18 protein-coding genes are annotated in these 20,546 nt (G+C 66.5%); 10 read left to right on the top strand and 8 right to left on the bottom strand.

The window, feature by feature from the left end; genetic code table 11:
- The first annotated feature begins 34 nt into the window (after positions 1–34).
- Both FB478_RS07815 and FB478_RS07810 read left to right on the top strand, forming a co-directional pair.
- Positions 35–1,948, top strand: a complete 1,914-nt coding sequence (locus FB478_RS07815; RefSeq protein WP_144600123.1) for an amylosucrase — start codon at positions 35–37, stop codon at positions 1,946–1,948.
- Positions 1,949–2,001: 53 nt separating this feature from the next.
- On the top strand, positions 2,002–2,853 hold the full coding sequence (locus FB478_RS07810) for a prephenate dehydratase (RefSeq protein WP_144600122.1): 852 nt from the start codon (positions 2,002–2,004) through the stop codon (positions 2,851–2,853).
- Here FB478_RS07810 and FB478_RS07805 read toward each other — a convergent pair.
- Positions 2,829–4,748 (bottom strand): FAD-binding monooxygenase, encoded by a 1,920-nt coding sequence (locus FB478_RS07805; protein ID WP_144600121.1) that lies wholly within the window; start codon positions 4,746–4,748, stop codon positions 2,829–2,831. The two genes, FB478_RS07810 and FB478_RS07805, sit on opposite strands and share 25 nt — an antisense overlap.
- A 232-nt stretch (positions 4,749–4,980) precedes the next feature.
- Here FB478_RS07805 and FB478_RS07800 point away from each other — a divergent pair, with 232 nt between their 5' ends.
- The 7 genes from FB478_RS07800 to FB478_RS07770 all read left to right on the top strand — a co-directional run bounded on the left by FB478_RS07800 (position 4,981) and on the right by FB478_RS07770 (position 12,993).
- On the top strand, positions 4,981–6,444 hold the full coding sequence (locus tag FB478_RS07800; RefSeq protein ID WP_144600120.1) for a fumarylacetoacetate hydrolase family protein: 1,464 nt from the start codon (positions 4,981–4,983) through the stop codon (positions 6,442–6,444).
- On the top strand, positions 6,437–7,111 hold the full coding sequence (locus FB478_RS07795; protein WP_018770016.1) for a GntR family transcriptional regulator: 675 nt from the start codon (positions 6,437–6,439) through the stop codon (positions 7,109–7,111). The genes FB478_RS07800 and FB478_RS07795 overlap by 8 nt, the downstream gene beginning before the upstream one ends.
- A 64-nt stretch (positions 7,112–7,175) precedes the next feature.
- The gene (hpaE, locus tag FB478_RS07790; RefSeq protein ID WP_144600119.1) at positions 7,176–8,687 is read left to right on the top strand and encodes a 5-carboxymethyl-2-hydroxymuconate semialdehyde dehydrogenase; all 1,512 of its coding nucleotides are present in this window, start codon (positions 7,176–7,178) and stop codon (positions 8,685–8,687) included.
- 100 nt (positions 8,688–8,787) lie between these two features.
- A complete protein-coding gene (gene hpaD / locus FB478_RS07785) occupies positions 8,788–9,873 on the top strand; it encodes a 3,4-dihydroxyphenylacetate 2,3-dioxygenase (protein ID WP_018770014.1) in 1,086 nt (361 codons plus the stop codon).
- Between the two features lie 2 nt (positions 9,874–9,875).
- A complete protein-coding gene (gene hpaH / locus FB478_RS07780; protein ID WP_056391900.1) occupies positions 9,876–10,661 on the top strand; it encodes a 2-oxo-hept-4-ene-1,7-dioate hydratase in 786 nt (261 codons plus the stop codon).
- Positions 10,646–11,467 (top strand): HpcH/HpaI aldolase/citrate lyase family protein, encoded by an 822-nt coding sequence (locus FB478_RS07775; RefSeq protein ID WP_186447761.1) that lies wholly within the window; start codon positions 10,646–10,648, stop codon positions 11,465–11,467. Before hpaH ends, FB478_RS07775 begins: the two co-directional genes overlap by 16 nt.
- Positions 11,468–11,490: 23 nt before the next feature.
- A complete protein-coding gene (locus FB478_RS07770) occupies positions 11,491–12,993 on the top strand; it encodes an NAD-dependent succinate-semialdehyde dehydrogenase (RefSeq protein WP_056391902.1) in 1,503 nt (500 codons plus the stop codon).
- Positions 12,994–13,054: 61 nt separating this feature from the next.
- Here FB478_RS07770 and FB478_RS07765 read toward each other — a convergent pair whose 3' ends face one another.
- A complete protein-coding gene (locus tag FB478_RS07765; RefSeq protein ID WP_056391903.1) occupies positions 13,055–13,291 on the bottom strand; it encodes a hypothetical protein in 237 nt (78 codons plus the stop codon).
- Between the two features lie 344 nt (positions 13,292–13,635).
- Here FB478_RS07765 and FB478_RS07760 point away from each other — a divergent pair, with 344 nt between their 5' ends.
- Positions 13,636–15,045, top strand: a complete 1,410-nt coding sequence (locus FB478_RS07760; protein WP_144600118.1) for an aldehyde dehydrogenase family protein — start codon at positions 13,636–13,638, stop codon at positions 15,043–15,045.
- 61 nt (positions 15,046–15,106) lie between these two features.
- On the opposite strand, the gene FB478_RS07755 is transcribed toward FB478_RS07760, so the two are convergent.
- From FB478_RS07755 to FB478_RS07730, 6 genes are all read right to left on the bottom strand, one after another.
- Positions 15,107–15,493, bottom strand: a complete 387-nt coding sequence (locus FB478_RS07755; protein WP_018770008.1) for a hypothetical protein — start codon at positions 15,491–15,493, stop codon at positions 15,107–15,109.
- 216 nt (positions 15,494–15,709) lie between these two features.
- Positions 15,710–16,135: a heat shock protein transcriptional repressor HspR gene (locus tag FB478_RS07750; RefSeq protein ID WP_018770007.1), complete on the bottom strand. Its 426-nt coding sequence runs from the start codon at positions 16,133–16,135 to the stop codon at positions 15,710–15,712.
- 15 nt (positions 16,136–16,150) lie between these two features.
- Entirely contained in the window at positions 16,151–17,122 is a 972-nt protein-coding gene (locus tag FB478_RS07745; protein WP_026265889.1) for a DnaJ C-terminal domain-containing protein, read from the bottom strand.
- A gap of 109 nt (positions 17,123–17,231) precedes the next feature.
- Complete coding sequence (locus FB478_RS07740) at positions 17,232–17,930, bottom strand: nucleotide exchange factor GrpE (protein WP_018770005.1); 699 nt, start codon at positions 17,928–17,930, stop codon at positions 17,232–17,234.
- 3 nt (positions 17,931–17,933) lie between these two features.
- Positions 17,934–19,820 carry a molecular chaperone DnaK gene (dnaK, locus tag FB478_RS07735; protein ID WP_144600117.1) on the bottom strand — a complete coding sequence of 629 codons (1,887 nt, stop codon included), beginning with the start codon at positions 19,818–19,820 and terminating at the stop codon, positions 17,934–17,936.
- 233 nt (positions 19,821–20,053) lie between these two features.
- Positions 20,054–20,488, bottom strand: a complete 435-nt coding sequence (locus FB478_RS07730) for a hypothetical protein (protein WP_144600116.1) — start codon at positions 20,486–20,488, stop codon at positions 20,054–20,056.
- Between the last annotated feature and the right edge of the window lie 58 nt (positions 20,489–20,546).

The following is a 20,546-nucleotide window of genomic DNA, read 5'->3' as shown; positions in this document are numbered from 1 at the left end:
GGACATCTCGGCGGCGGCTGGAAGGGGCAGTGGCATGCAGGAAACCGTTAACGAGGACGAAGAGGCGCGCCAGGCCGTCATCGCTTCGCTCGCCCGGCAACGGGACCTCGGCCTCCCTGCGGATCCGGACTTTGACCGGCGGCTGGATGAGCACTTCCCCACCCTCCGCAGCCTGTTCCACTCGCTTTACGGCGCCCGGCAGGACTGGCTGGAGCAGCTGTCCGCCCTGGTGGTGCAGAGCGCGCGGTCGTGGCAGGAGCGCTCCCCGGAGCTGAAGGCGCTGGACGCCGAACGCGAGGAGGCGCCGGACTGGTTCCAGTCCAACGGCATGCTGGGCGGCGTCTGCTATGTGGACCGCTACGCCGAAAGCCTGGAGGGAGTGCGCAGCCGCATTCCCTATTTCAAGGAGCTGGGCCTCACCTACCTGCATCTGATGCCGCTGTTCCTGGCGCCCGAACCGCATTCGGACGGCGGCTACGCCGTGTCGAGCTACCGGGAGGTCAACCCCAAGCTGGGAACCATGGAACAGCTGCGCTCCCTCGCGGCCGAACTGCGCGCCAACGGGATCAGCCTGGTGGTGGACTTCATCTTCAACCACACCTCTGACGAGCACGAATGGGCCCGGAAGGCAGCCGCGGGCGATCCCGAGTACAGCGACTACTACTGGATCTTCCCGGACCGGACCATGCCGGACGCCTTTGAGGCGAATGTCCGCGAGATCTTCCCGGAGAACCATCCGGGGTCCTTCATCCAGATGGCGGACGGCCGGTGGGTGTGGGCCACGTTCCACACCTACCAGTGGGACCTGAACTACTCCAACCCCGGCGTCTTCCGGGCCATGGCCGCCGAGATGCTGTTCCTGGCCAACCAGGGGGTGGATATCCTGCGCATGGACGCTGTCGCCTTCATCTGGAAGCAGCTGGGGACGCCCTGCGAAAACCTCCCCCAGGCGCACACGCTGCTCCGGGCGTTCAACGCGGTCTGCCGCCTGGCGGCACCGTCGCTGCTGTTCAAGTCGGAGGCCATCGTGCACCCCGACGAGGTGGCACTGTACATCGACCCCGCGGAATGCCAGCTTTCCTACAACCCGCTGCAGATGGCCCTGATCTGGGAGTCCGTGGCCACCAGGGACGTGTCCCTGCTGTCACAGGCGCTGGAGCGCAGGCACAACATCCCCGACGGTACGGCATGGGTGAACTACGTCCGCAGCCATGACGACATCGGCTGGACCTTCGCCGATGAGGACGCGGCCGAGCTGGGCATCAACGGCTTTGACCACCGCCGCTTCCTGAACTCCTTCTACGTCAACCGGTTCCCGGGCAGCTTCGCCCGCGGCGTCCCCTTCCAGGACAACCCCAAGACGGGTGACTGCCGGATTTCCGGCACGACGGCGTCCCTGTGCGGGATGGAGGTTGACCCGGCGGAGGCGGTGGAACGGATCCTCCTGGCCCATTCGGTGCCCTTCAGCACCGGCGGCATCCCGCTGCTGTACCTGGGCGACGAAGTGGGGCAGGTCAACGACTACTCCTACGCGTCCGAGCCCGGCCACGAGGAGGACAGCCGCTGGGTGCACCGGCCGCACTTTCCCGCCGAACAATACGCCCGCCGTGACGATCCCTCCACCCCCGAGGGGGCCGTCTACGCCGGATTGAAGCGCATGATCGAGGTCCGGGCGGGCACTCCTGAATTTGCCGGAACCACGCTGGTGGATTTCCGTACGAACAACCGCTCGGTGCTCGGCTACCAGCGCCCGGGCGGTCCGGACGGTGGCAGCACCGTCCTGGCCCTCGCCAATTTCAGCGACTCCGCCCAGACCCTCCCGGCGGAAACCTTTGGCGGGTACTCCCCTGCCGCCGTCGACCTTCTCTCCGAAGCCACCCTGCAACTGGACGACGGCATCACCCTCCTCCCCCGGCAGTACCTCTGGCTGCGCGTCACCCCCGCGTAGCACTCGCGGGCCCGTTTTCGCAACGGGCCCGCGCGCGTGAAAGCATACGGACCATGGCCTCCAAGATTGCGTACCAGGGTGAGCCCGGCGCCAACTCCAATATCGCGTGTCAGCAGATGTTCCCGGACATGGAAAGCGTCCCGTGCGCCAGCTTCGAGGACGCCTTCGAACTGGTGGCCGGCGGCGAAGCGGACCTGGCCATGATCCCCATCGAGAATTCCATCGCGGGCCGGGTGGCGGACATCCACATCCTGCTGCCGCAGTCCAACCTGCAGATCGTGGGCGAATACTTCCTGCCCATCCATTTCGACCTGCTGGGCATTCCGGGCAGCACCATTGAGGGCGCCACCGAGGTGCACAGCCACATCCACGCCCTGGGCCAGTGCCGGAAGCTGATCCGCGACCACGGCCTCAAGCCGGTCATCGCCGGTGACACCGCCGGGTCCGCCCGGGAGGTGGCCGAGTGGAATGACCCCCGCAAGCTCTCGCTGGCTCCCCCGCTGGCCGCGGAGATCTACGGCCTCCAGGTGCTGGCCTCGCGCGTGGAGGACGACCCCTCCAACACCACCCGCTTCGTGGTCCTTGCCCGGGAAACGGCACTGCCCGCCCGGCAGGATCTTCCCGGACCGGCAGTCACCAGTTTCGTGTTCCGCGTCCGCAACGTCCCCTCCGCCCTGTACAAGGCGCTGGGCGGGTTTGCCACGAACGGCGTGAACATGACGCGGCTGGAGAGCTACATGGTGGGCAACGAGTTTGCCGCCACCATGTTCATGGCCGACGTCGAGGGCCACCCGGAGGACCTGCCCCTGAAGCTGGCCCTCGAGGAACTGGACTTCTTCACCACCGAGGTGCGGATCCTCGGCGTGTACCCCGCGGCTGACTACCGGGCGGCGGCCACCGCCTGACGTGGCTGTGCGGGCGCGGCCTTGAGCAGCGGCGCGAAGAACGCGCCGAGCTCGGCGGTTGCCGTCAGCGGCAGGACGTTGGCCACGTACTGGTCCGGGCGGACCACCACGACGACGCCGTTGCGGTCCAGTCCGCGCAGGTCGAAGATGTCCGCCGTGGGATCGGTTGCGTACACCTTCTCGTAGTCGGTGAGCTTGAACGGGCCCACCTGCGGCTTGAAGACGGAGGGGACGGCATTGATGTCGACGGCGGTGTGCGGCTGCTGGTAAATGACCTTCAGATCGAACCACGCGTCCGGGTCGGCGTCCGCGGGTGTTGCTGCCAGGGGTGATTCCGGCGAGTGCGCGAACCACTCGGCGAGCTTGTCCGTAGTGGAGTCCGTTCCGGGCTGGGCCGCATCCGCGAAGACATAGATCCGCCAGCGGCCGTCAGCCGTGGCGTGGTGGCCCAGGTGGATGGGGTTGGTGTCGCCCACGCGGACTACCGGTGCCGACTTGAAACGCTTGCCCACGGGGAAGCCGGCGGCCAGGTCCTGGTGGTCGGTGCCGCCAACAATCAGGGACGGCGCGTACTGGGTCATGAAACCTGCCGGGAACTCGGCGGTCCGCACGTAGAAGTCCTCAAGGTCCGAGGGGTGCTCGAACTCCTCGGGCTTCTTGGCCATCATGGTGGACCACTCCTTGTCGAAGTCGATCAGGTTCCTGGCCACCACCTGCCGCTCCTCCGAGTAGGTGGTCAGCAGGCTCTCGGGGCTGCGGCCCTCCAGCACATGCCCCAGCTTCCAGGCGATGTTGAACCCGTCCTGCATGGAGACGTTCATGCCCTGGCCGGCCTTGGCACTGTGGGTGTGGCAGGCATCGCCGGTGATGAACACCCGCGGGGTGCGGGTGCCGCGGTCCGCGGGCAGGACGTCGTCGAACCTGTCCGTGAGGCGGTGGCCCACCTCGTACACGCTGTGCCACGCCACGTTGCGTACATCCAGGGTGTAGGGGTGCAGGATCTCGTTTGCCTTGTGGATGATCTGCTCGATGCTCGTGTTGCGGACGGCGTGGTGGGTGGCAGGATCCACTTCGCCCAGGTCCACGTACATGCGGAACAGGTAGCCGCCTTCCCGCGGAATCAGCAGGATGCTGCCCTTCTCGGCCTGGATGGCGCACTTGGTGCGGATGTCAGGGAAGTCGGTGACGGCCAGGACGTCCATGACGCCCCAGGCGTGGTTGGCCTGGTCCCCTGCCAGCGTGCAGCCGATCGCCTGGCGAACCTTGCTGCGCGCGCCGTCGGCCCCCACCACGTACTTTGCACGGACAATCCGCTCCTGGCCCTCATTGGGTCCGGCGGTGTGAAGCAGCGTCACAGTGACCGGGTAGTCGCCCTCGGTGGCGACGGTGAGGCCCTGGAAGTCATAGCCATAGTCGGGCTTGAGGCGGGTGGGTGAGTTCGCCGCAAACTCGGCAAAGTAGTCCAGCACGCGGGCCTGGTTGACGATCAGGTGCGGGAACTCGCTGATCCCTGTTTCGTCGTCGACGGCGCGTGCGGCGCGGATGATGTTGGCGTTGTTGGCAGGGTCCGGCTTCCAGAACGCCATCTCCGTGATCCGGTAGGCCTCGGCGATGATCCGCTCTGCGAACCCGAAGGCCTGGAAGGTTTCGACGCTGCGCGCCTGGATCCCGTCAGCCTGCCCAATAGCGAGGCGGCCCGGCCGGCGGTCAATGATCCGCGTGGTGACATTGGGGAACATGGACAACTGCGCGGCGGCGAGCATTCCGGCTGGGCCGGTGCCGACGATGAGCACGTCCACTTCCTCCGGGAGCTCCTCGGGGCGGTTCAGTCCGACGCCGGCTGCCGGCTTGATGCGCGGGTCACCGGATACGTATCCGTGGTGGTGGAACTGCACGGGCTTTCCTCACTTCGTTGTGGATGATTCACATCAGTTCGTGTTCTATATCAGAACAGTAGATTCGATAATCGAAAACTCTAAACTTGTTTTCCACTGTACGCCGGTTGTGACGCGGGCGACAAGTGGCTCCGGAAGTGCCGTAAAAACAGCCGAAACAAGGGGGGTTGACGGAAGCTGCAAATCTGTGGATAGTGATCGTATACGATTTCGTACCTGATGAGGAGACGTTTTGGAGCAGGTCAACGGCGACACCCTGGCAGCAGCACGCAAGGTGGTCGCGGTGCACATCAACTACCCCAGCCGGGCCGCCCAGCGTGGCCGCACCCCGGCCCAACCGTCCTACTTCCTCAAGCCTTCCAGCTCGCTGGCGCTCAGCGGAAGCCCCGTGGAGCGCCCGGCCGGCTGCGAACTGCTCGGCTACGAAGGCGAGATTGCGCTCATCATCGGCAAGGCCGCCCGCCGCGTCACGGTCGAGGAGGCCTGGAGCCACGTTGCCGCCGTCACCGCCAGCAACGACCTCGGCGTGTACGACCTGCGCTACGCGGACAAGGGCTCCAACCTCCGGTCCAAGGGCGGGGACGGGTTCACCCCTGTGGGCCCGGCACTTCTTCCGGCAGACGCCGTCGACCCTTCCAAACTTCGCATCCGCACCTGGCACAACGGTGAACTGGTCCAGGACGACACCACCGCTGACCTGCTCTTCCCCTTCGCCCGGCTGGTGGCGGACCTGTCCCAGCTCCTCACCCTCGAGGAGGGCGACATCATCCTCACCGGCACCCCTGCCGGCGCCTCCGTGGCCGCACCGGGCGACGTCCTGGAGGTTGAGGCCGGCACGATTGATGGCAACCTCACCACCGGACGCCTGATCACCACCGTTGAGCAAGGCACGACGGCGTTCGCGGACTTTGGTGCCCAGCCCAAGGTTGACGACCTGCAGCGGGAGGAGGCCTACGGATCCCGCGAAGCCGCAGGGCTCCCTGCTCCTGACAGCGCCCTCACCCCGGAACTGAAAGCCAAGCTCGAGTCGGTCGCCACCGCCACCCTGTCATCCCAGATGCGCAAGCGCGGCCTTAACAACGTCAGCATCGACGGCCTCCAGGCCACCCGCCCGGACCGGCGCGTGGTGGGACTGGCCCGGACCCTGCGCTACGTGCCCAACCGGGAAGACCTCTTCAAGACCCATGGCGGCGGCTTCAACGCCCAGAAACGCGCCATCGATTCCGTCAACGAAGGCGAAATCCTGGTCATGGAAGCCCGCGGCGAAAAGGGCACCGGCACCGTGGGCGACATCCTGGCCCTGCGCGCCCAGGTCCGCGGCGCGGCAGCGATCATCACCGACGGCGGCGTCCGCGACTATACCGCGGTGGCCGGCCTGGAAATGCCCACGTACTTCGCCAACCCGCACCCCGCCGTGCTGGGCCGCCGGCACATCCCGTGGGACACGGACATCACCATCGCCTGCGGCGGAGCCACCGTCCAGCCCGGCGACATCATCGTGGCCGACTCCGACGGCATCCTGGTCATCCCGCCCGCCATCGCCGAAGAACTCGTTGAGGACTGCATCCAGCAGGAAAAGGAGGAAACCTTCATCTTCGAGATGGTCAAGCAGGGCAACAGCGTGGACGGCCTCTACCCGATGAACGCCGAATGGCAGGCCCGGTACAAGGAATGGGCAGGCAACCGCCATGACTGAAACCGCCGTGGCCGGCGTGGCAGCCACTCCCGGCAGCAAGTCCCAACAGGCGTACCAGGCCGTCAAGGCACGGATCGTGGAAGGCACCTACACTCCCGGCTACCGGCTGGTCCTGGGTGCCATAGCGAAGGACCTGGGCTTCAGCGTGGTTCCGGTCCGGGAAGCGATCCGCAGGCTTGAAGCCGAGGGACTGGTGACGTTTGAACGGAACGTCGGCGCCACGGTGGCAGGCATCGACCCCACCGAATACCTCTACACCATGCAGACCCTCAGCATCGTGGAAGGTGCCGCCACGGCACTCTCCGCACCGCTGATCGACGGCCAGGCCATTGCCCGGGCCCGTGCCGTGAACCAGGAAATGCGCCAGTGCCTGGAGCACTTCGATCCGGTGCGCTTCACCCAGCTCAACCAGGACTTCCACAGCGTCCTGTTCGAACACTGCCCCAACCCGCACATCCTGGACCTGGTACACCGCGGCTGGAACCGGCTGGCCGCACTCAGGTCCTCCACCTTCCGCTTCGTCCCCGGCCGGGCCCGCGACTCGGTGGAGGAACATGAGGAACTCCTGAAGCTGATCGAGTCCGGTGCCGATGCCGACGACATCGAGAAGGCAGCCCGCCGGCACCGCACGGCGACCCTGGACGCTTACCTCGCCCAAACCAATTAGTACGAAAAGACCAGTTGTACGACGCGACCACTTGTACGAAGAGACCACAGTTAGGACTTCAACGATGACGACCTCAGTAGAAACCACCAAGCACTACGTTCCGGATGACCTGCCCAGCCACATCCAGCACTACATCAACGGCCAGTTCGTGGACTCAATCTCCGGCAAGACCTTCGATGTCCTGGACCCGGTGTCCAACCGCAACTACGCCACCGCCGCGGCCGGCCAGAAGGAAGACATCGAGCTCGCCGTCGCGGCCGCCCGTGAAGCATTCGTGAACGGCCCGTGGCCCCGGATGAAGCCCCGTGAACGCGCCCGTGTCCTGAACCGGATTGCCGACGCCGTCGAGGCCCAGGAAGCCCGGCTCGCCGAACTCGAAACGTTCGACACCGGCCTGCCGATCACCCAGGCCAAGGGCCAGGCCCTCCGCGCTGCGGAGAACTTCCGGTTCTTCGCCGACCTGATCGTGGCCCAGTTCGATGACGCCATGAAGGTCCCCGGCTCCCAGATCAACTACGTCAACCGCAAGCCCATCGGCGTCGCCGGCCTGATTACGCCGTGGAACACCCCGTTCATGCTGGAGTCGTGGAAGCTCGCCCCGGCGCTGGCCACCGGCAACACCGTGGTCCTCAAGCCCGCCGAATTCACCCCGCTGTCCGCCTCCCTGTGGGCCACCATCTTCAAGGATGCAGGGCTGCCGGACGGCGTCTTCAACCTGGTCAACGGCCTGGGCGAGGAGGCCGGCGACGCCCTGGTCAAGCACCCGGACGTCCCGCTGATCTCCTTCACCGGCGAGACCACCACCGGCCAGACGATCTTCCGCAACGCCGCGGCCAACCTCAAGGGCCTGTCCATGGAGCTCGGCGGCAAATCCCCCTGCGTCGTGTTCGCCGACGCCGACGTGGACGCCGCCATCGACTCCGCCCTGTTCGGGGTCTTCTCCCTCAACGGGGAGCGCTGCACCGCCGGCTCACGCATCCTGGTGGAGCGCGCCATCTACGACGAATTCTGCGAAAAGTACGCCGCCCGGGCAAAGAACATCGTGGTGGGTGACCCCCATGACCCCAAGACCGAAGTGGGGGCCCTGGTCCACCCCGAGCACTACGACAAGGTGGCCTCCTACGTGGAGATTGGAAAGTCCGAAGGCCGGCTCCTGGCCGGCGGCGGCCGCCCCGGCCACCTGCCCGAAGGCAACTACATCGCACCCACGGTGTTCGCCGACGTCGCGCCCGATGCCCGGATCTTCCAGGAGGAAATCTTCGGACCCGTCGTGGCCATCACCCCGTTCGAGAACGACGACGAGGCCCTCGCCCTGGCGAACAACACCAAGTACGGCCTGGCCGCCTACATCTGGACCCAGAACCTGACCCGGGCCCACAACTTCTCGCAGAACGTCGAAGCCGGCATGGTGTGGCTGAACAGCCACAACGTCCGCGACCTGCGCACCCCGTTCGGCGGCGTCAAGGCCTCCGGCCTGGGCCACGAGGGCGGCTACCGCTCCATCGACTTCTACACCGACCAGCAGGCCGTGCACATCACGCTCGGCACCGTCCACACCCCCAAATTCGGCGCCTGAACCCAACCAGCTCGCATTTATTGTCGTTTTGAGGCCTCAAAACGACAACAACTGCCAGTCAGTTGGGGAAGAAGCCCCCTTTCAAAGAAGAGAGACCATCATGACCAACTTCGTTCCCACCCCCACCGTCCCGGCACCGGACATCGTCCGCTGCGCCTACATGGAGATCGTGGTCACCGACCTCGCCAGGTCCCGCGAGTTCTACGTCGACGTCCTGGGCCTGCACGTCACCGAGGAAGACGAGAACGCGATCTACCTGCGCTCCCTGGAGGAATTCATCCACCACAACCTGGTGCTCCGCAAGGGACCCATCGCCGCCGTCGCCGCCTTCGCCTACCGGGTGAAGTCCCCTGCGGAGGTGGATGCCGCCGAGGCCTACTACAAGGAGCTCGGCTGCCGGGTGGAGCGCCGCAAGGAAGGCTTCACCAAAGGCATCGGCGACTCCGTCCGAGTGGAGGACCCGCTGGGCTTCCCGTACGAGTTCTTCTACGACGTGGAGCACGTGGAGCGGCTCACCCAGCGCTACGACCTCTACTCCGCCGGTGAACTGGTCCGCCTGGACCACTTCAACCAGGTCACCCCGGACGTCCCGCGCGGCCGCAAGTACCTGGAGGACCTGGGCTTCCGCGTCTCCGAGGACATCAAGGATGCCGACGGCGTCACCTACGCCGCCTGGATGCACCGCAAGCAGACCGTCCATGACACCGCCCTGACCGGCGGCAACGGCCCCCGCATGCACCACGTCGCGTTCGCCACGCACGAGAAGCACAACATCATCCAGATCTGCGACAAGATGGGCGCCCTGCGCATCAGCGACCGGATCGAACGCGGCCCCGGCCGCCACGGCGTGTCCAACGCGTTCTACCTCTACATCCTGGACCCGGACGGCCACCGCATTGAGATCTACACCCAGGACTACTACACCGGCGACCCGGACAACCCCACCATCACCTGGGACGTCCACGACAACCAGCGCCGCGACTGGTGGGGCAACCCCGTGGTCCCCTCCTGGTACACCGAGGCCTCCCTGGTCCTGGACCTGGACGGCAACCCGCAGCCGGTCATCGTCCGCGAGGAAAAGTCCGAGATGGCGGTCACGGTGGGCGCCGACGGCTTCTCCTACACCCGCAAGGACGGCTCGCCCGAAGGCGACCGGACGGGCTTCAAGCTGGGAGTCCAGGTCTAGCCATGCTGGAGCCCACGACGATTGAGGCCATCGCGGACGAGCTGGTGGAAGCCGGCCGGACCCGCACCCCTGTCCCCCGCCTGACCGCCCGGTACCCGGAGATGACGGTGGAGGATTCCTACGCGGTGCAGCAGCTGTGGCGGCGCCGCAACGAGGACGCCGGCCGGACCCTGGTGGGGCGCAAGATCGGCCTCACGTCCAAGGCCATGCAGGCCGCCACCGGCATCACCGAACCGGACTACGGCGCCATCTTCGATGACATGGTGCTGGAGACCGGCTGCTCCGTTCGGTGGGACCAGTACACCCACCCGCGCGTGGAGGTGGAGCTGGCGTTCGTCCTCAGGGACGGACTCAAGGGCCCGGGCGTGACCATCTTCGATGTCCTGAAGGCCACCGACTACGTGGTTCCGGCCCTCGAAATCCTGGACTCCCGGATCGAGATGGAGGGCCGGACCATCGTGGACACCATCTCGGACAACGCCGCCATGGGCGCCATGGTGATCGGCGGCAACCCGGTCAAGCCGGACGCCGTTGACCTGCGCTGGGTCTCCGCCATCCTCTACAAGAACCAGACCGTGGAGGAAACCGGCGTGGCCGCGGGCGTGCTGGACCATCCCGCCAACGGCGTGCACTGGCTGGCCAACAAGATCGCCGCCCACGGCGACGCGCTCAAGGCAGGCGACATCATCCTGGCCGGCTCGTTCACCCGCCCACTGTGGGTGTACAAGGGCGACACCGTCCACGCCGACTACGGACCCCTGGGAGCTGTGACATGCCGTTTCGAATAGAAGACACCTTCCGCTCCGCCCTGGCTGCGCAAAAGCAAAAGGGAAAGGCAGGCCGCCCGCTCGCCGGGATGTGGGTGTGCTCCGGCAGCCCGCTGGTCGCCGAACTCTGCGCGGGGGCAGGGCTGGACTGGCTGCTGGTGGACGCGGAGCACAGCCCCAACGGCCTCGAGTCCATCCTCGCCCAGCTCCAGGCCATCCATGGCTACCCGGTCCACACCGTGGTCCGGCCGCCGGTGAATGACACGGTGGTGATCAAGCAGTACCTGGACCTGGGGGTTCAGAACCTGCTGATCCCCATGGTGAATTCGGTGGCGGAAGCGGAGGCGGCGGTTGCTGCCACCCGCTATCCGCCCTACGGCGCCCGCGGCGTGGGCTCGGCCCTGGCCCGCGCCGCACGCTGGAACCGGGTCCCGGACTACCTCGCCCGGGCCAGCGAGACCATCAGCGTCACCGTCCAGATTGAATCGACGGCGGCCGTCGAGGCTGTGGAGGACATCCTCAAAGTGGACGGTGTGGACGCCATCTTCGTGGGCCCCTCCGACCTCGCCGCTTCCATGGGCCTGCTGGGACAGCAGGAACACCCCGAGGTGCGCGCCGCCGTCGAACACTGCCTGTCCGTTGCCAAGGCGGCCGGGAAACCCGGGGGCGTCAACGCCTTCGCTCCCGCCACGGCCGAGCACTACCTCGCCAACGGCGCGGACTTCATCCTGGTGGGCGCCGACGTCGCACTCCTCGCCCGCGGTTCCGAGGCCCTCGCAGCAAAGTACATTCCCCACGCCGACGGCGACACCCCCGCCAGCTACTGACCTTCCCTTCCTAAGGACTTCCCATGACACTTTCTGCGATCTCCCCTGCCTTTTCGCCGGAGCATGAAGCCTCGCTCCTGGCTTCCGTCCCTACCGGCCTGCTCATCAACGGTCAGTGGCGCGAGGCGTCCGACGGCGGCACGTTCGATGTGCACGACCCCGCCACCGGGGAGGTGCTCGCCACCCTCGCCTCCGCCACCAGCGAAGACGCCATTGCCGCACTCGATGCAGCCGACGCCGTGCAGGCGTCCTGGGCGCGCACCGCACCTAGGACCCGGGCGGAGATCCTCCGGCGGGCCTTCGACCTGGTGACCGAGCGGGCCGAGGACTTCGCCCTGCTGATGACCCTGGAAATGGGCAAACCGCTGGCCGAGGCCCGCGGTGAGGTCACCTACGGGGCGGAGTTCCTGCGCTGGTTCGCGGAGGAAACCGTCCGCGATTACGGCCGCTACCTCACCACCCCGGAGGGCAGGAACAAGATCCTGGTCCAGCACAAACCCGTGGGCCCCTGCCTGCTCATCACCCCCTGGAACTTCCCGCTCGCCATGGCCACCCGCAAGGTCGCCCCCGCCATCGCCGCCGGCTGCACCATGGTCCTCAAACCCGCCAAGCTCACCCCGCTCACGGCGCAGTACTTCGCCCAGACCATGCTCGACGCCGGCCTTCCCGCCGGGGTCCTCAACGTCGTCGCATCCTCCTCCGCGTCCGGGATTTCCGGCCCGCTCCTGAAGGACTCAAGGCTGCGGAAGGTCTCCTTCACCGGCTCCACCCCCGTCGGCAAGCGCCTCATGGCAGACGCCGCGCAGAACGTGCTGCGCACCTCGATGGAGCTCGGCGGGAACGCGCCGTTCATCGTCTTCGAAGACGCCGACCTGGACAAGGCCGTCGAAGGGGCCATGGCAGCCAAGATGCGGAACATGGGCGAAGCCTGCACCGCGGCCAACCGGTTCCTGGTCCACGAATCCGTGGCGCAGGAGTTCACCCGGAAGTTCGCCGCCGCCATGGGCGCCCTGCACACCGGGCGCGGCACCGAGGCGGCCACCCAGGTGGGACCCCTCATCGACGCGGGCGCCCGTGATGAGGTGCATGCACTGGTGAGCGCCGCCGTCGACGCCGGAGCAGTGGCCGTGACCGGCGGCGCACCGGTGGACGGACCGGGCTACTTCTACCAGCCCACCGTCCTGGCCAACGTGCCCAACCACGCGGCGATCCTTGGCCAGGAAATCTTCGGCCCCGTAGCCCCGGTGACCACCTTCAGCACCGAGGAAGACGCCATCCGGCTCGCCAACAACACCGAATACGGTCTGGCGTCCTACCTCTACAGCCGCGACTTCAACCGCCTCCTGCGCGTCGCGGAACAGATCGAATTCGGCATGGTCGGGTTCAACGCCGGCGTCATCTCCAACGCCGCCGCACCCTTCGGCGGCGTCAAGCAATCCGGCCTGGGCCGCGAAGGCGGCTCCGAAGGCATCGCCGAATACACCACCACCCAATACATCGGCATCGCCGACCCCTACGCCGGGTAACCGCGGGGAAGAAGCACCTGCCGCCCTGGTCGAAAGGGTGGCAGGTGCTTCTTGACGCGGGTCAGCCGACGCGGGTGTAGCTGATCTCGGTCGCCCCCGCCGGCGCCGCGGGAAGTGTCACGTACGTGCCCTGGGCCCTGTTGCCATGTCCGGGAAGGGCTCCGGGCACCGTGACGTAGCTGCCCTCAAGCTTCGGCGATACCTCCGATCCGGGTGGCAACGTAACGTAGCTGCCCCCTCGGGAGATGTCGGTAGGTGCTGTTGCGGGCGCTTCAGTGAGCTCGGACTCCACGGTCATGGTGTTCTCCTGCTTGTCGGGGGCGTCGACGACGCAAAACCCAGCACCTGTGCGCCGTGGCGCAATAAGGGCCGCGGTACCGCTGCTGGGCGTTTGACGGGGTCGTTTGCCTGGATCCGGGGAGGAGTTACCCGGCGGTTCTCGAGGGCTTCGCCGGCCTGATCCCCACCCTAAGGCTTAATCTGACAAGTTCACAATAAGGCGGGCCGATTTTTACGCCGTTCCCTCTCCGCCAACAGTCCTGCGCACAAACACAAGAGCGGGGGCGGGCACTCACCCAAACTGGGGAGTAACCCGCTACGCCGACCGGCTGGCGTCCTCGCCTACTCGATGTGGAGTATCCCTTGGAAACGTACGATGCACTTCTTGCCTCCATTGCCCCCGCTGCCGGCACTGGCCGGACCATCCTCAATCCGGCCACGGGCGAACCGGTAGGCGAAGCCCCCGTCCACAGCCGCGATTACCTGGAAAGCGCCGTGGCCGCAGCCGTGGCCGCGCAGCCAGCCTGGGCTGCCCTGGGCCACGACGCAAGGTCCGCCGCGCTGCTCAAGGCAGCCGACGCCGTCGAACGCTCCGCCGAGGAACTCGCCCAGCTGCTGTCCCGCGAGCAGGGCAAACCGCTGAACGGTCCCAACGCCCGCTTCGAAGTGGGCGCCTGCGTCGCCTGGCTCCGCGCCACGGCCGGCCTGCCGCTGGAACCGGAAACCATCGTGGACGACGGTGAGACCCGCGCTGAGCTGCATTACCGGCCCATCGGCGTGGTCGGGGCGATCGGCCCGTGGAACTGGCCCATGATGATCGCCGTCTGGCAGCTGGCGCCGGCCCTGCGCATGGGCAACACCGTCGTCGTCAAGCCCTCCGGCAACACTCCGCTCTCCGTGCTGGCGCTGGTCAAGGTCCTCAACGAAGAACTCCCCGAAGGCATCCTGTCCGTGGTGTCCTGCGGCCGCGAGGTGGGCGCCCGCCTCACCGACCACCCGGCGATCGGCAAGATCATGTTCACCGGCTCCACCGCCGGCGGCCGCGCCATCATCAAGTCCTCCGCCGACACCGTCAAGCGGCTCACCCTGGAACTTGGGGGCAACGACGCCGGTATTGTCCTGCCCGACGCCGACCCCAAGGCCATCGCCACGGACATCTTCTGGGGCGCCTTCCTCAACACCGGCCAGACCTGCGCCGCGCTCAAGCGCCTCTACGTCCACGACGACATCTACGACGCAGTTTGTGACGAGCTCGTGGCGGTCGCCAAGCAGATGCCCATGGGCAACGGCCTGGACGAGAACAACGTGCTGGGACCGCTGCAGAACAAGGCGCAGTACGACGTCGTGGCCACCCTTGTGGAGGCGGCCAAGGCTTCCGGGGCACGCGTCCTGCTGGGAGGGAACCCGGATACCAGCCAGCCCGGCTACTTTTACCCCACCACCCTGGTGGGGGACATCGACAACGACAACCCGCTGGTGGCCGAGGAACAGTTCGGCCCCGCCCTGCCGATCATCCGCTACAGCAGCATCGACGAGGCGGTGGAAAAGGCGAACGGGCTCGACGTCGGCCTGGGCGCCTCCGTCTGGTCCCCCAACCTGGAAGCAGCCCGGGAGGTCGCGGCCCGCATCCAGGCCGGAACCGTGTGGATCAACCGGCACGGCGCCGTGGACCCGCGCATCCCGTTCGGCGGCGCCAAGCAGTCCGGCTACGGCGTGGAATTCGGCGTGGAGGGCCTCAAGGCCCTGGGCGTACCGCAGGTGATCAACGGCTGATGTTGACGCGGGAGCCCGGCACGCAAGGTTGCCGGCGCCGGGCTCCCGGGGCTTCGCGGCGCTACCCCATGGCTGGGGCCGTGGACGTCCGGCCGGCGAACTGCCGGCGGGCCCACCGGGCAAGTTTCTTGCCCTTGCCCTTCCACCAGTTGTCCTCGTCCTGGTTGTGGTGGAACCGGAAAACAATGGCCACCAGGACAAACATGCCCATCACCACGTCCACCCAGGAGGACACCACCAGGGCGATGAAGACGGTCATGGCGTTGGCCACGATCGACGGAATCGCCAGGGTACGGAAGACGGTGCTGGCCACGTAACGCCGGTGGGACCGCGGGACGGACAATTCACGGACCATGTCAAAGCAGACGCAGACCACAACAATGGTCTGCCCGATGGCCAGCAGGATCTGCCCCGGCAAGGAGCTGCTGAACGCGGCCACGGATTCCATCCCCGGGCTCATGGCCGGACCCGGGTTGAAGCAGCTTCGCTGAGAACCTTAAACACGAAAACCCCCAGAAATTGCGGAACCATCGCCGCTGATCCGGCGATGGTTCCATTCAAATTCCAGGGGGCTTTTCCGTCACGAGTAGCGGGTACTCATATTTGTCCGGGGCACCGGGAAACGCTACCTGCTCTCCGGCATCCGGTTATTGTCCGATCGCACTTATTGTCCGATCGCCCGGGGCCGCCACAGCATGACCGCCTGTGACCGGGGCCGGGGGCGCTGGCCACGGGCCAGGCTCACCACATCGCCCGCGGCGCCGGCGGCGAAGATGCGCGAATCCACGGAACGCGGTCGCCGCCCGAGTTCCTCGGTGAGTTCAGCGATCCGGCTCTGGAGGGCTGCCACCTGGTTTTCGAGTTCCAGGATGCGCTTGATCCCCTCCAGCGACACACCTTCGTGCGACAGCCGCTGCACTTCCCGCAGCATGTTCACGTCGCGCTGCGAATAGCGCCGGGACTTTCCGGGGGCACGGCTGGGCTTGACGATGCCAAGCCTGTCGTACTGCCGCAGGGTCTGGGGGTGCATGTCCGCCAGCTCTGCCGCCACCGAAATCACAAAGATCGGCTGGTCAGCGTTGATGTCCACGCCTCACCTCCGCGCCTAGAGCCGGGCCTTGGCTGCCAGGCCCTCGCGAACGTCCGCCGACGACGTGGCCTCGGCGAACGCCTTGACCGCAGCTTCGGCGTCCTTGTTGAGATTCTTGGGAACCGCGACGTCGATCGTCACCAGCAGGTCGCCGGTGGCCTTGGGCGTCTTGACGCCTTTGCCCTTGACCCGCAGGGTACGGCCGGACGGCGTGCCTGCCGGGACGCGGACCTTGACCTTGTCGCCGTCGATGGTGGGAACTTCGATGTCCGCGCCCAAAGCAGCCTCCGGGAAGGTGACGGGGACGTGGATCCGGAGGTTGTCGCCGTCGCGCGTGTAAAACGCATGTGGCTGGACCGACACGGAAACCACCAGGTCACCATTGCCGGCGGGACCGGGCTGGCCCTTGCCACGCACGCGGACCTTCTGGCCGTCCTTGATACCCGCGGGAACCCGGACATCGATGACCTCGCCGCTGGGTTCACGCAGGCCGATGGTGGTGCCGCGGATGGAGCCGGCAAAGGAGATGCTGGTCGACGCGGTCCGGTCGGCGCCCTTCTGCGGGGCGCGCTGGAATCCGGGGGCGCCGCCGAAGCCGCCGAAGAGGTCGGCGAACTCGGGCGGGATGCCGCCGGCGGAGGGATTGAAACCACCGGCGTGACGTCCGGTATTGCCGGTGAACAGGCCGCCGAACATGTCCTCAAACCCGCCGTTGGGGGCGCCGGCGCCGCCGGGAGCAAAGCGGGCCCCGCTGCCCATGGCCCGGATGGCGTCATACTGCTGGCGCTCATCCGGATCCGAAAGCACCGAATAAGCCTCGGAGATGTCCTTGAACTTCCTCTCGGAAGCGGCGTTCCCCGCATTCGTATCAGGGTGGTGCTGCCGCGCAAGCTTCCGGTAGGCCTTCTTGATGTCGGCGTCGGAAGCGTCCTTGGCAACACCAAGGATCTTGTAAAAGTCCTTGTCCACCCAATCCTGGCTAGCCAATGGCGTTTCCTTTCAAAGTACAAAAGCGTTAGGGCGAGATTACCGCTGAACGCCGGAGCGGATGAGGGGGCCCGGGCGGGACCCCCTCATCCGCGGAGGCGAGGGGCAACTAAGCCGGGACGGCCACGATCACCTGGGCTGCGCGGAGGACACGGTCGCCTGACTTGTAGCCGGAGCGGAGGACCTGGCTGACGGTGTCAACCTCGATGTCCTCGCCGGGCTGCTGGATCAGGGCTTCGTGGATCGTGGGATCGAACTCCACGCCGGTTTCGTCGATGCGGACCAGGCCGTAGGTCTTCAGCGCGTTCTCCAGTTTGGTGGCGATCGCGGCGAAGGGGCCGTCGGTGAGGTCACCGTGCTGCCGTGCGGCGTCGACGTCGTCCAGGACCGGGAGCAGGGAATTCAGGACGCCGATGACGGCCATTTCCCCTGCCACGGCACGGTCGCGTTCAACGCGCTTGCGGTAGTTGACGTACTCAGCCTGAAGACGGAGCAGGTCGTTGCGCAGTTCGGCTGCCTCGGCGCCGGCGGACCCTGCGGGCGCACCCTGGGCCACGGATTCCTCGGCCGGCACGTCCACGCCGTTGAGAATCTCCTCGGCCTGGGCCAGCGCGTCGCCGTCGGAATCTGCTGCCCCGGCCCGGGAACCGGCCCCCGGAGCGGACTGGCCGCCCTCGGGGTGCCGGGCCTGCCCGGTCACCGGGTCAACCTTGCGGTTGTCCCGGATGACGGGCTCCTGGCCGTTGCCCTGCGTGTTCTGCTGGCTTGCGGATGTGTTGTGCTCTTCCTCGTTACCGTGGTGCGGCATGGGTTACTTCTTCGCTTCGTCTTCGTCGATGATTTCGGCGTCGACGATGTCCTCGTCCTTGGAACCTGCGGAAGCTCCGGCGGCACCTTCAGCACCTGCAGCACCTGCAGCGCCTGCAGCGCCTGCGCCGTCCGGCGAACCGGCCTGGGCGTAGATGGCCTCGCCCAGCTTGGTCTGGGAAGCCTGCAGCTTCTCGAACGCGGACTTCACAGCGGCGTCGTCGGTGCCTTCAAGGGCCTTCTTGAGGCTGTCGACGTCGGCCTGGACCTCGGTCTTGACCTCTTCGGGCAGCTTGTCCGCGTTGTCGGCGATCAGCTTGTCCACGGAGTAGGCAAGCTGCTCGGCCGTGTTGCGGGTGTCGGTTGCCTCGCGGCGCGCCTTGTCCTCGGCTGCGTGCTCCTCGGCGTCGCGGACCATCCGGTCGATGTCTTCCTTGGAGAGGCTGGAGCCACCGGTGATGGTCATGGACTGCTCCTTGCCGGTGCCCTTGTCCTTGGCGGAGACGTGCACGATGCCGTTCGCGTCGATGTCGAAGGTGACCTCGATCTGCGGAATACCGCGCGGTGCCGGGGCGATGCCGGTGAGTTCGAACGTGCCCAGCGGTTTGTTGTCGCGGGTGAACTCGCGCTCGCCCTGGAAGACCTGGATGGCCACGGACGGCTGGTTGTCATCCGCCGTGGTAAAGGTCTCGGACCGCTTGGTGGGGATGGCGGTGTTGCGCTCGATCAGGTGCGTCATCACGCCACCCTTGGTTTCGATGCCGAGGGACAGCGGGGTGACGTCGATCAGGAGGACGTCCTTGCGCTCACCCTTCAGCACGCCGGCCTGCAGGGCTGCGCCGACTGCGACGACCTCGTCCGGGTTCACGCCCTTGTTGGGCTCCTTGCCGCCGGCCAGTTCCTTCACGAGGTCGTAGACGGCGGGCATACGGGTTGAACCGCCCACCAGCACGATGTGGTTGATGTCGGAGAGCTTGATGCCGGCTTCCTTGATGACGTCGTGGAACGGCTTCTTGGTGCGCTCCAGCAGGTCCTTGGTGAGGTCCTGGAACTTGGCGCGGGTCAGCTGCTCGTCCAGGTGGACCGGGCCGTCGGGGGTGACGGAGAGGTACTGGAGCGAGACGTTGGTGCTGGTGGAGGAGGAGAGTTCCTTCTTGGCCTGCTCAGCTGCTTCGCGGAGGCGCTGAAGGGCGATCTTGTCCTTGGAGAGGTCGATGCCCTTCACCTTGAGCTGGTTCAGCAGGTAGTCAACGACGCGCTGGTCCCAGTCGTCGCCGCCCAGGCGGTTGTCACCGGCGGTGGCGCGGACCTGGATGGTGGAGAAGTTGTCTTCGTCCTTGCCGACTTCCAGCAGGGAGACGTCGAAGGTGCCGCCACCGAGGTCGAAGACCAGGATGAGTTCGTCTTCCTTGCCCTTGTCCAGGCCGTAGGCCAGTGCCGCGGCGGTGGGCTCGTTGACGATGCGCAGGACGTTCAGGCCTGCGATTTCGCCGGCTTCCTTGGTGGCCTGGCGCTCGGCGTCGTTGAAGTAGGCCGGGACGGTGATGACGGCGTCGGTGACCTTTTCACCCAGGTAGGACTCGGCGTCGTTCTTCAGCTTCATGAGGATACGCGCGGAAATTTCCTGCGGGGTGTACTTCTTGGCGTCGATGTCCACCTTCCAGTCGGTGCCCATGTGGCGCTTGACTGAAGCGATGGTGCGCTCGATGTTGTTGACGGCCTGGCGCTTGGCGATTTCGCCAACCAGGACCTCGCCGGACTTGGAGAATGCAACGACCGACGGCGTGGTGCGGCCACCCTCGGCGTTGGCAATAACGGTGGGCTCGCCACCTTCGAGAACGGAGACGACGGAGTTGGTGGTTCCGAGGTCGATACCTACTGCACGTGACATGTGTTGCTTCCTTCTTTCCTTGGAAACTGGTTGGCGCCCTAAGCATTGAGCGTTCTGCACTCAACTTTACTCAGGGCGCCACCGATGTCAATCCAAAGTTGAGTGCAGTCCGCTCAACTTTGGATGCCGCGCCGGATAACAGCCGCGGTATTCCTTGGATTTGCGGGCTTCTGCGCGCAGAATTACGACGCCGGAAGGCGGGTTCGCTTTAGGAGAACGCGGCGCCGGGCTACTCAGCGCTTCGTGTCCCGATCGCCGTGCAGCGGGCCGCGCTCTTCCGCCGTCGCCTGGACCTGGCGGTCGGTAAGCCCTTCGCGGACGGCCTCCTCTGTTCGGGCGCCGCCGGCTGTGCCGGCCTCCCCGTAGTCGCCTTCCTCGTATTCGCCGTCGGCAAGGTCCCGCCCGGGCCCGTTGACGGTACCGGCGGCGCCATGGTCCGCGTCCACGTATTGCCCGCCTTCGCCCGCACCTCCGGCAGGGGCCCCAACTGTTCCGGCATCGCCGTAGTTGCCTTCCGGATACTGGTCGTCCCGTTCGCCCGCCGGCCTTTCCACGGCTCCGGCATCGCCATAGTCACCATCCACGTACTGCCCGCCTTCACCCTCCAGTCCGGGTGCGCTGCTTCCCTTGCGGGGCTCCTCGGCTGCAACTTCAGGGTTCTCGGTCATGGTGCATCTCTCCTTCGAGGCTCCGCGTCCATGCGGGCGCACTGGCAGTCTATCGACG

Source organism: Arthrobacter sp. AG367 (assembly GCF_007828995.1).
Taxonomy (GTDB): Bacteria; Actinomycetota; Actinomycetes; order Actinomycetales; family Micrococcaceae; genus Arthrobacter.
This window is presented reverse-complemented; position numbering and strand designations above follow the sequence as displayed.

Bases quoted from the DNA above. Each gene is read 5' to 3' on its own strand.
- FB478_RS07810 (WP_144600122.1), top strand. From the start codon at position 2,002: ATGGCCTCCAAGATTGCGTACCAGGGTGAGCCCGGCGCCAACTCCAAT.
- FB478_RS07755 (WP_018770008.1), bottom strand. From the start codon at position 15,493: ATGGAATCCGTGGCCGCGTTCAGCAGCTCCTTGCCGGGGCAGATCCTG.
- hpaD (WP_018770014.1), top strand. From the start codon at position 8,788: ATGACCAACTTCGTTCCCACCCCCACCGTCCCGGCACCGGACATCGTC.
- dnaK (WP_144600117.1), bottom strand. From the start codon at position 19,820: ATGTCACGTGCAGTAGGTATCGACCTCGGAACCACCAACTCCGTCGTC.
- FB478_RS07775 (WP_186447761.1), top strand. From the start codon at position 10,646: ATGCCGTTTCGAATAGAAGACACCTTCCGCTCCGCCCTGGCTGCGCAA.
- hpaH (WP_056391900.1), top strand. From the start codon at position 9,876: ATGCTGGAGCCCACGACGATTGAGGCCATCGCGGACGAGCTGGTGGAA.
- FB478_RS07765 (WP_056391903.1), bottom strand. From the start codon at position 13,291: ATGACCGTGGAGTCCGAGCTCACTGAAGCGCCCGCAACAGCACCTACC.
- FB478_RS07730 (WP_144600116.1), bottom strand. From the start codon at position 20,488: ATGACCGAGAACCCTGAAGTTGCAGCCGAGGAGCCCCGCAAGGGAAGC.
- hpaE (WP_144600119.1), top strand. From the start codon at position 7,176: ATGACGACCTCAGTAGAAACCACCAAGCACTACGTTCCGGATGACCTG.
- FB478_RS07770 (WP_056391902.1), top strand. From the start codon at position 11,491: ATGACACTTTCTGCGATCTCCCCTGCCTTTTCGCCGGAGCATGAAGCC.
- FB478_RS07815 (WP_144600123.1), top strand. From the start codon at position 35: ATGCAGGAAACCGTTAACGAGGACGAAGAGGCGCGCCAGGCCGTCATC.
- FB478_RS07740 (WP_018770005.1), bottom strand. From the start codon at position 17,930: ATGCCGCACCACGGTAACGAGGAAGAGCACAACACATCCGCAAGCCAG.
- FB478_RS07795 (WP_018770016.1), top strand. From the start codon at position 6,437: ATGACTGAAACCGCCGTGGCCGGCGTGGCAGCCACTCCCGGCAGCAAG.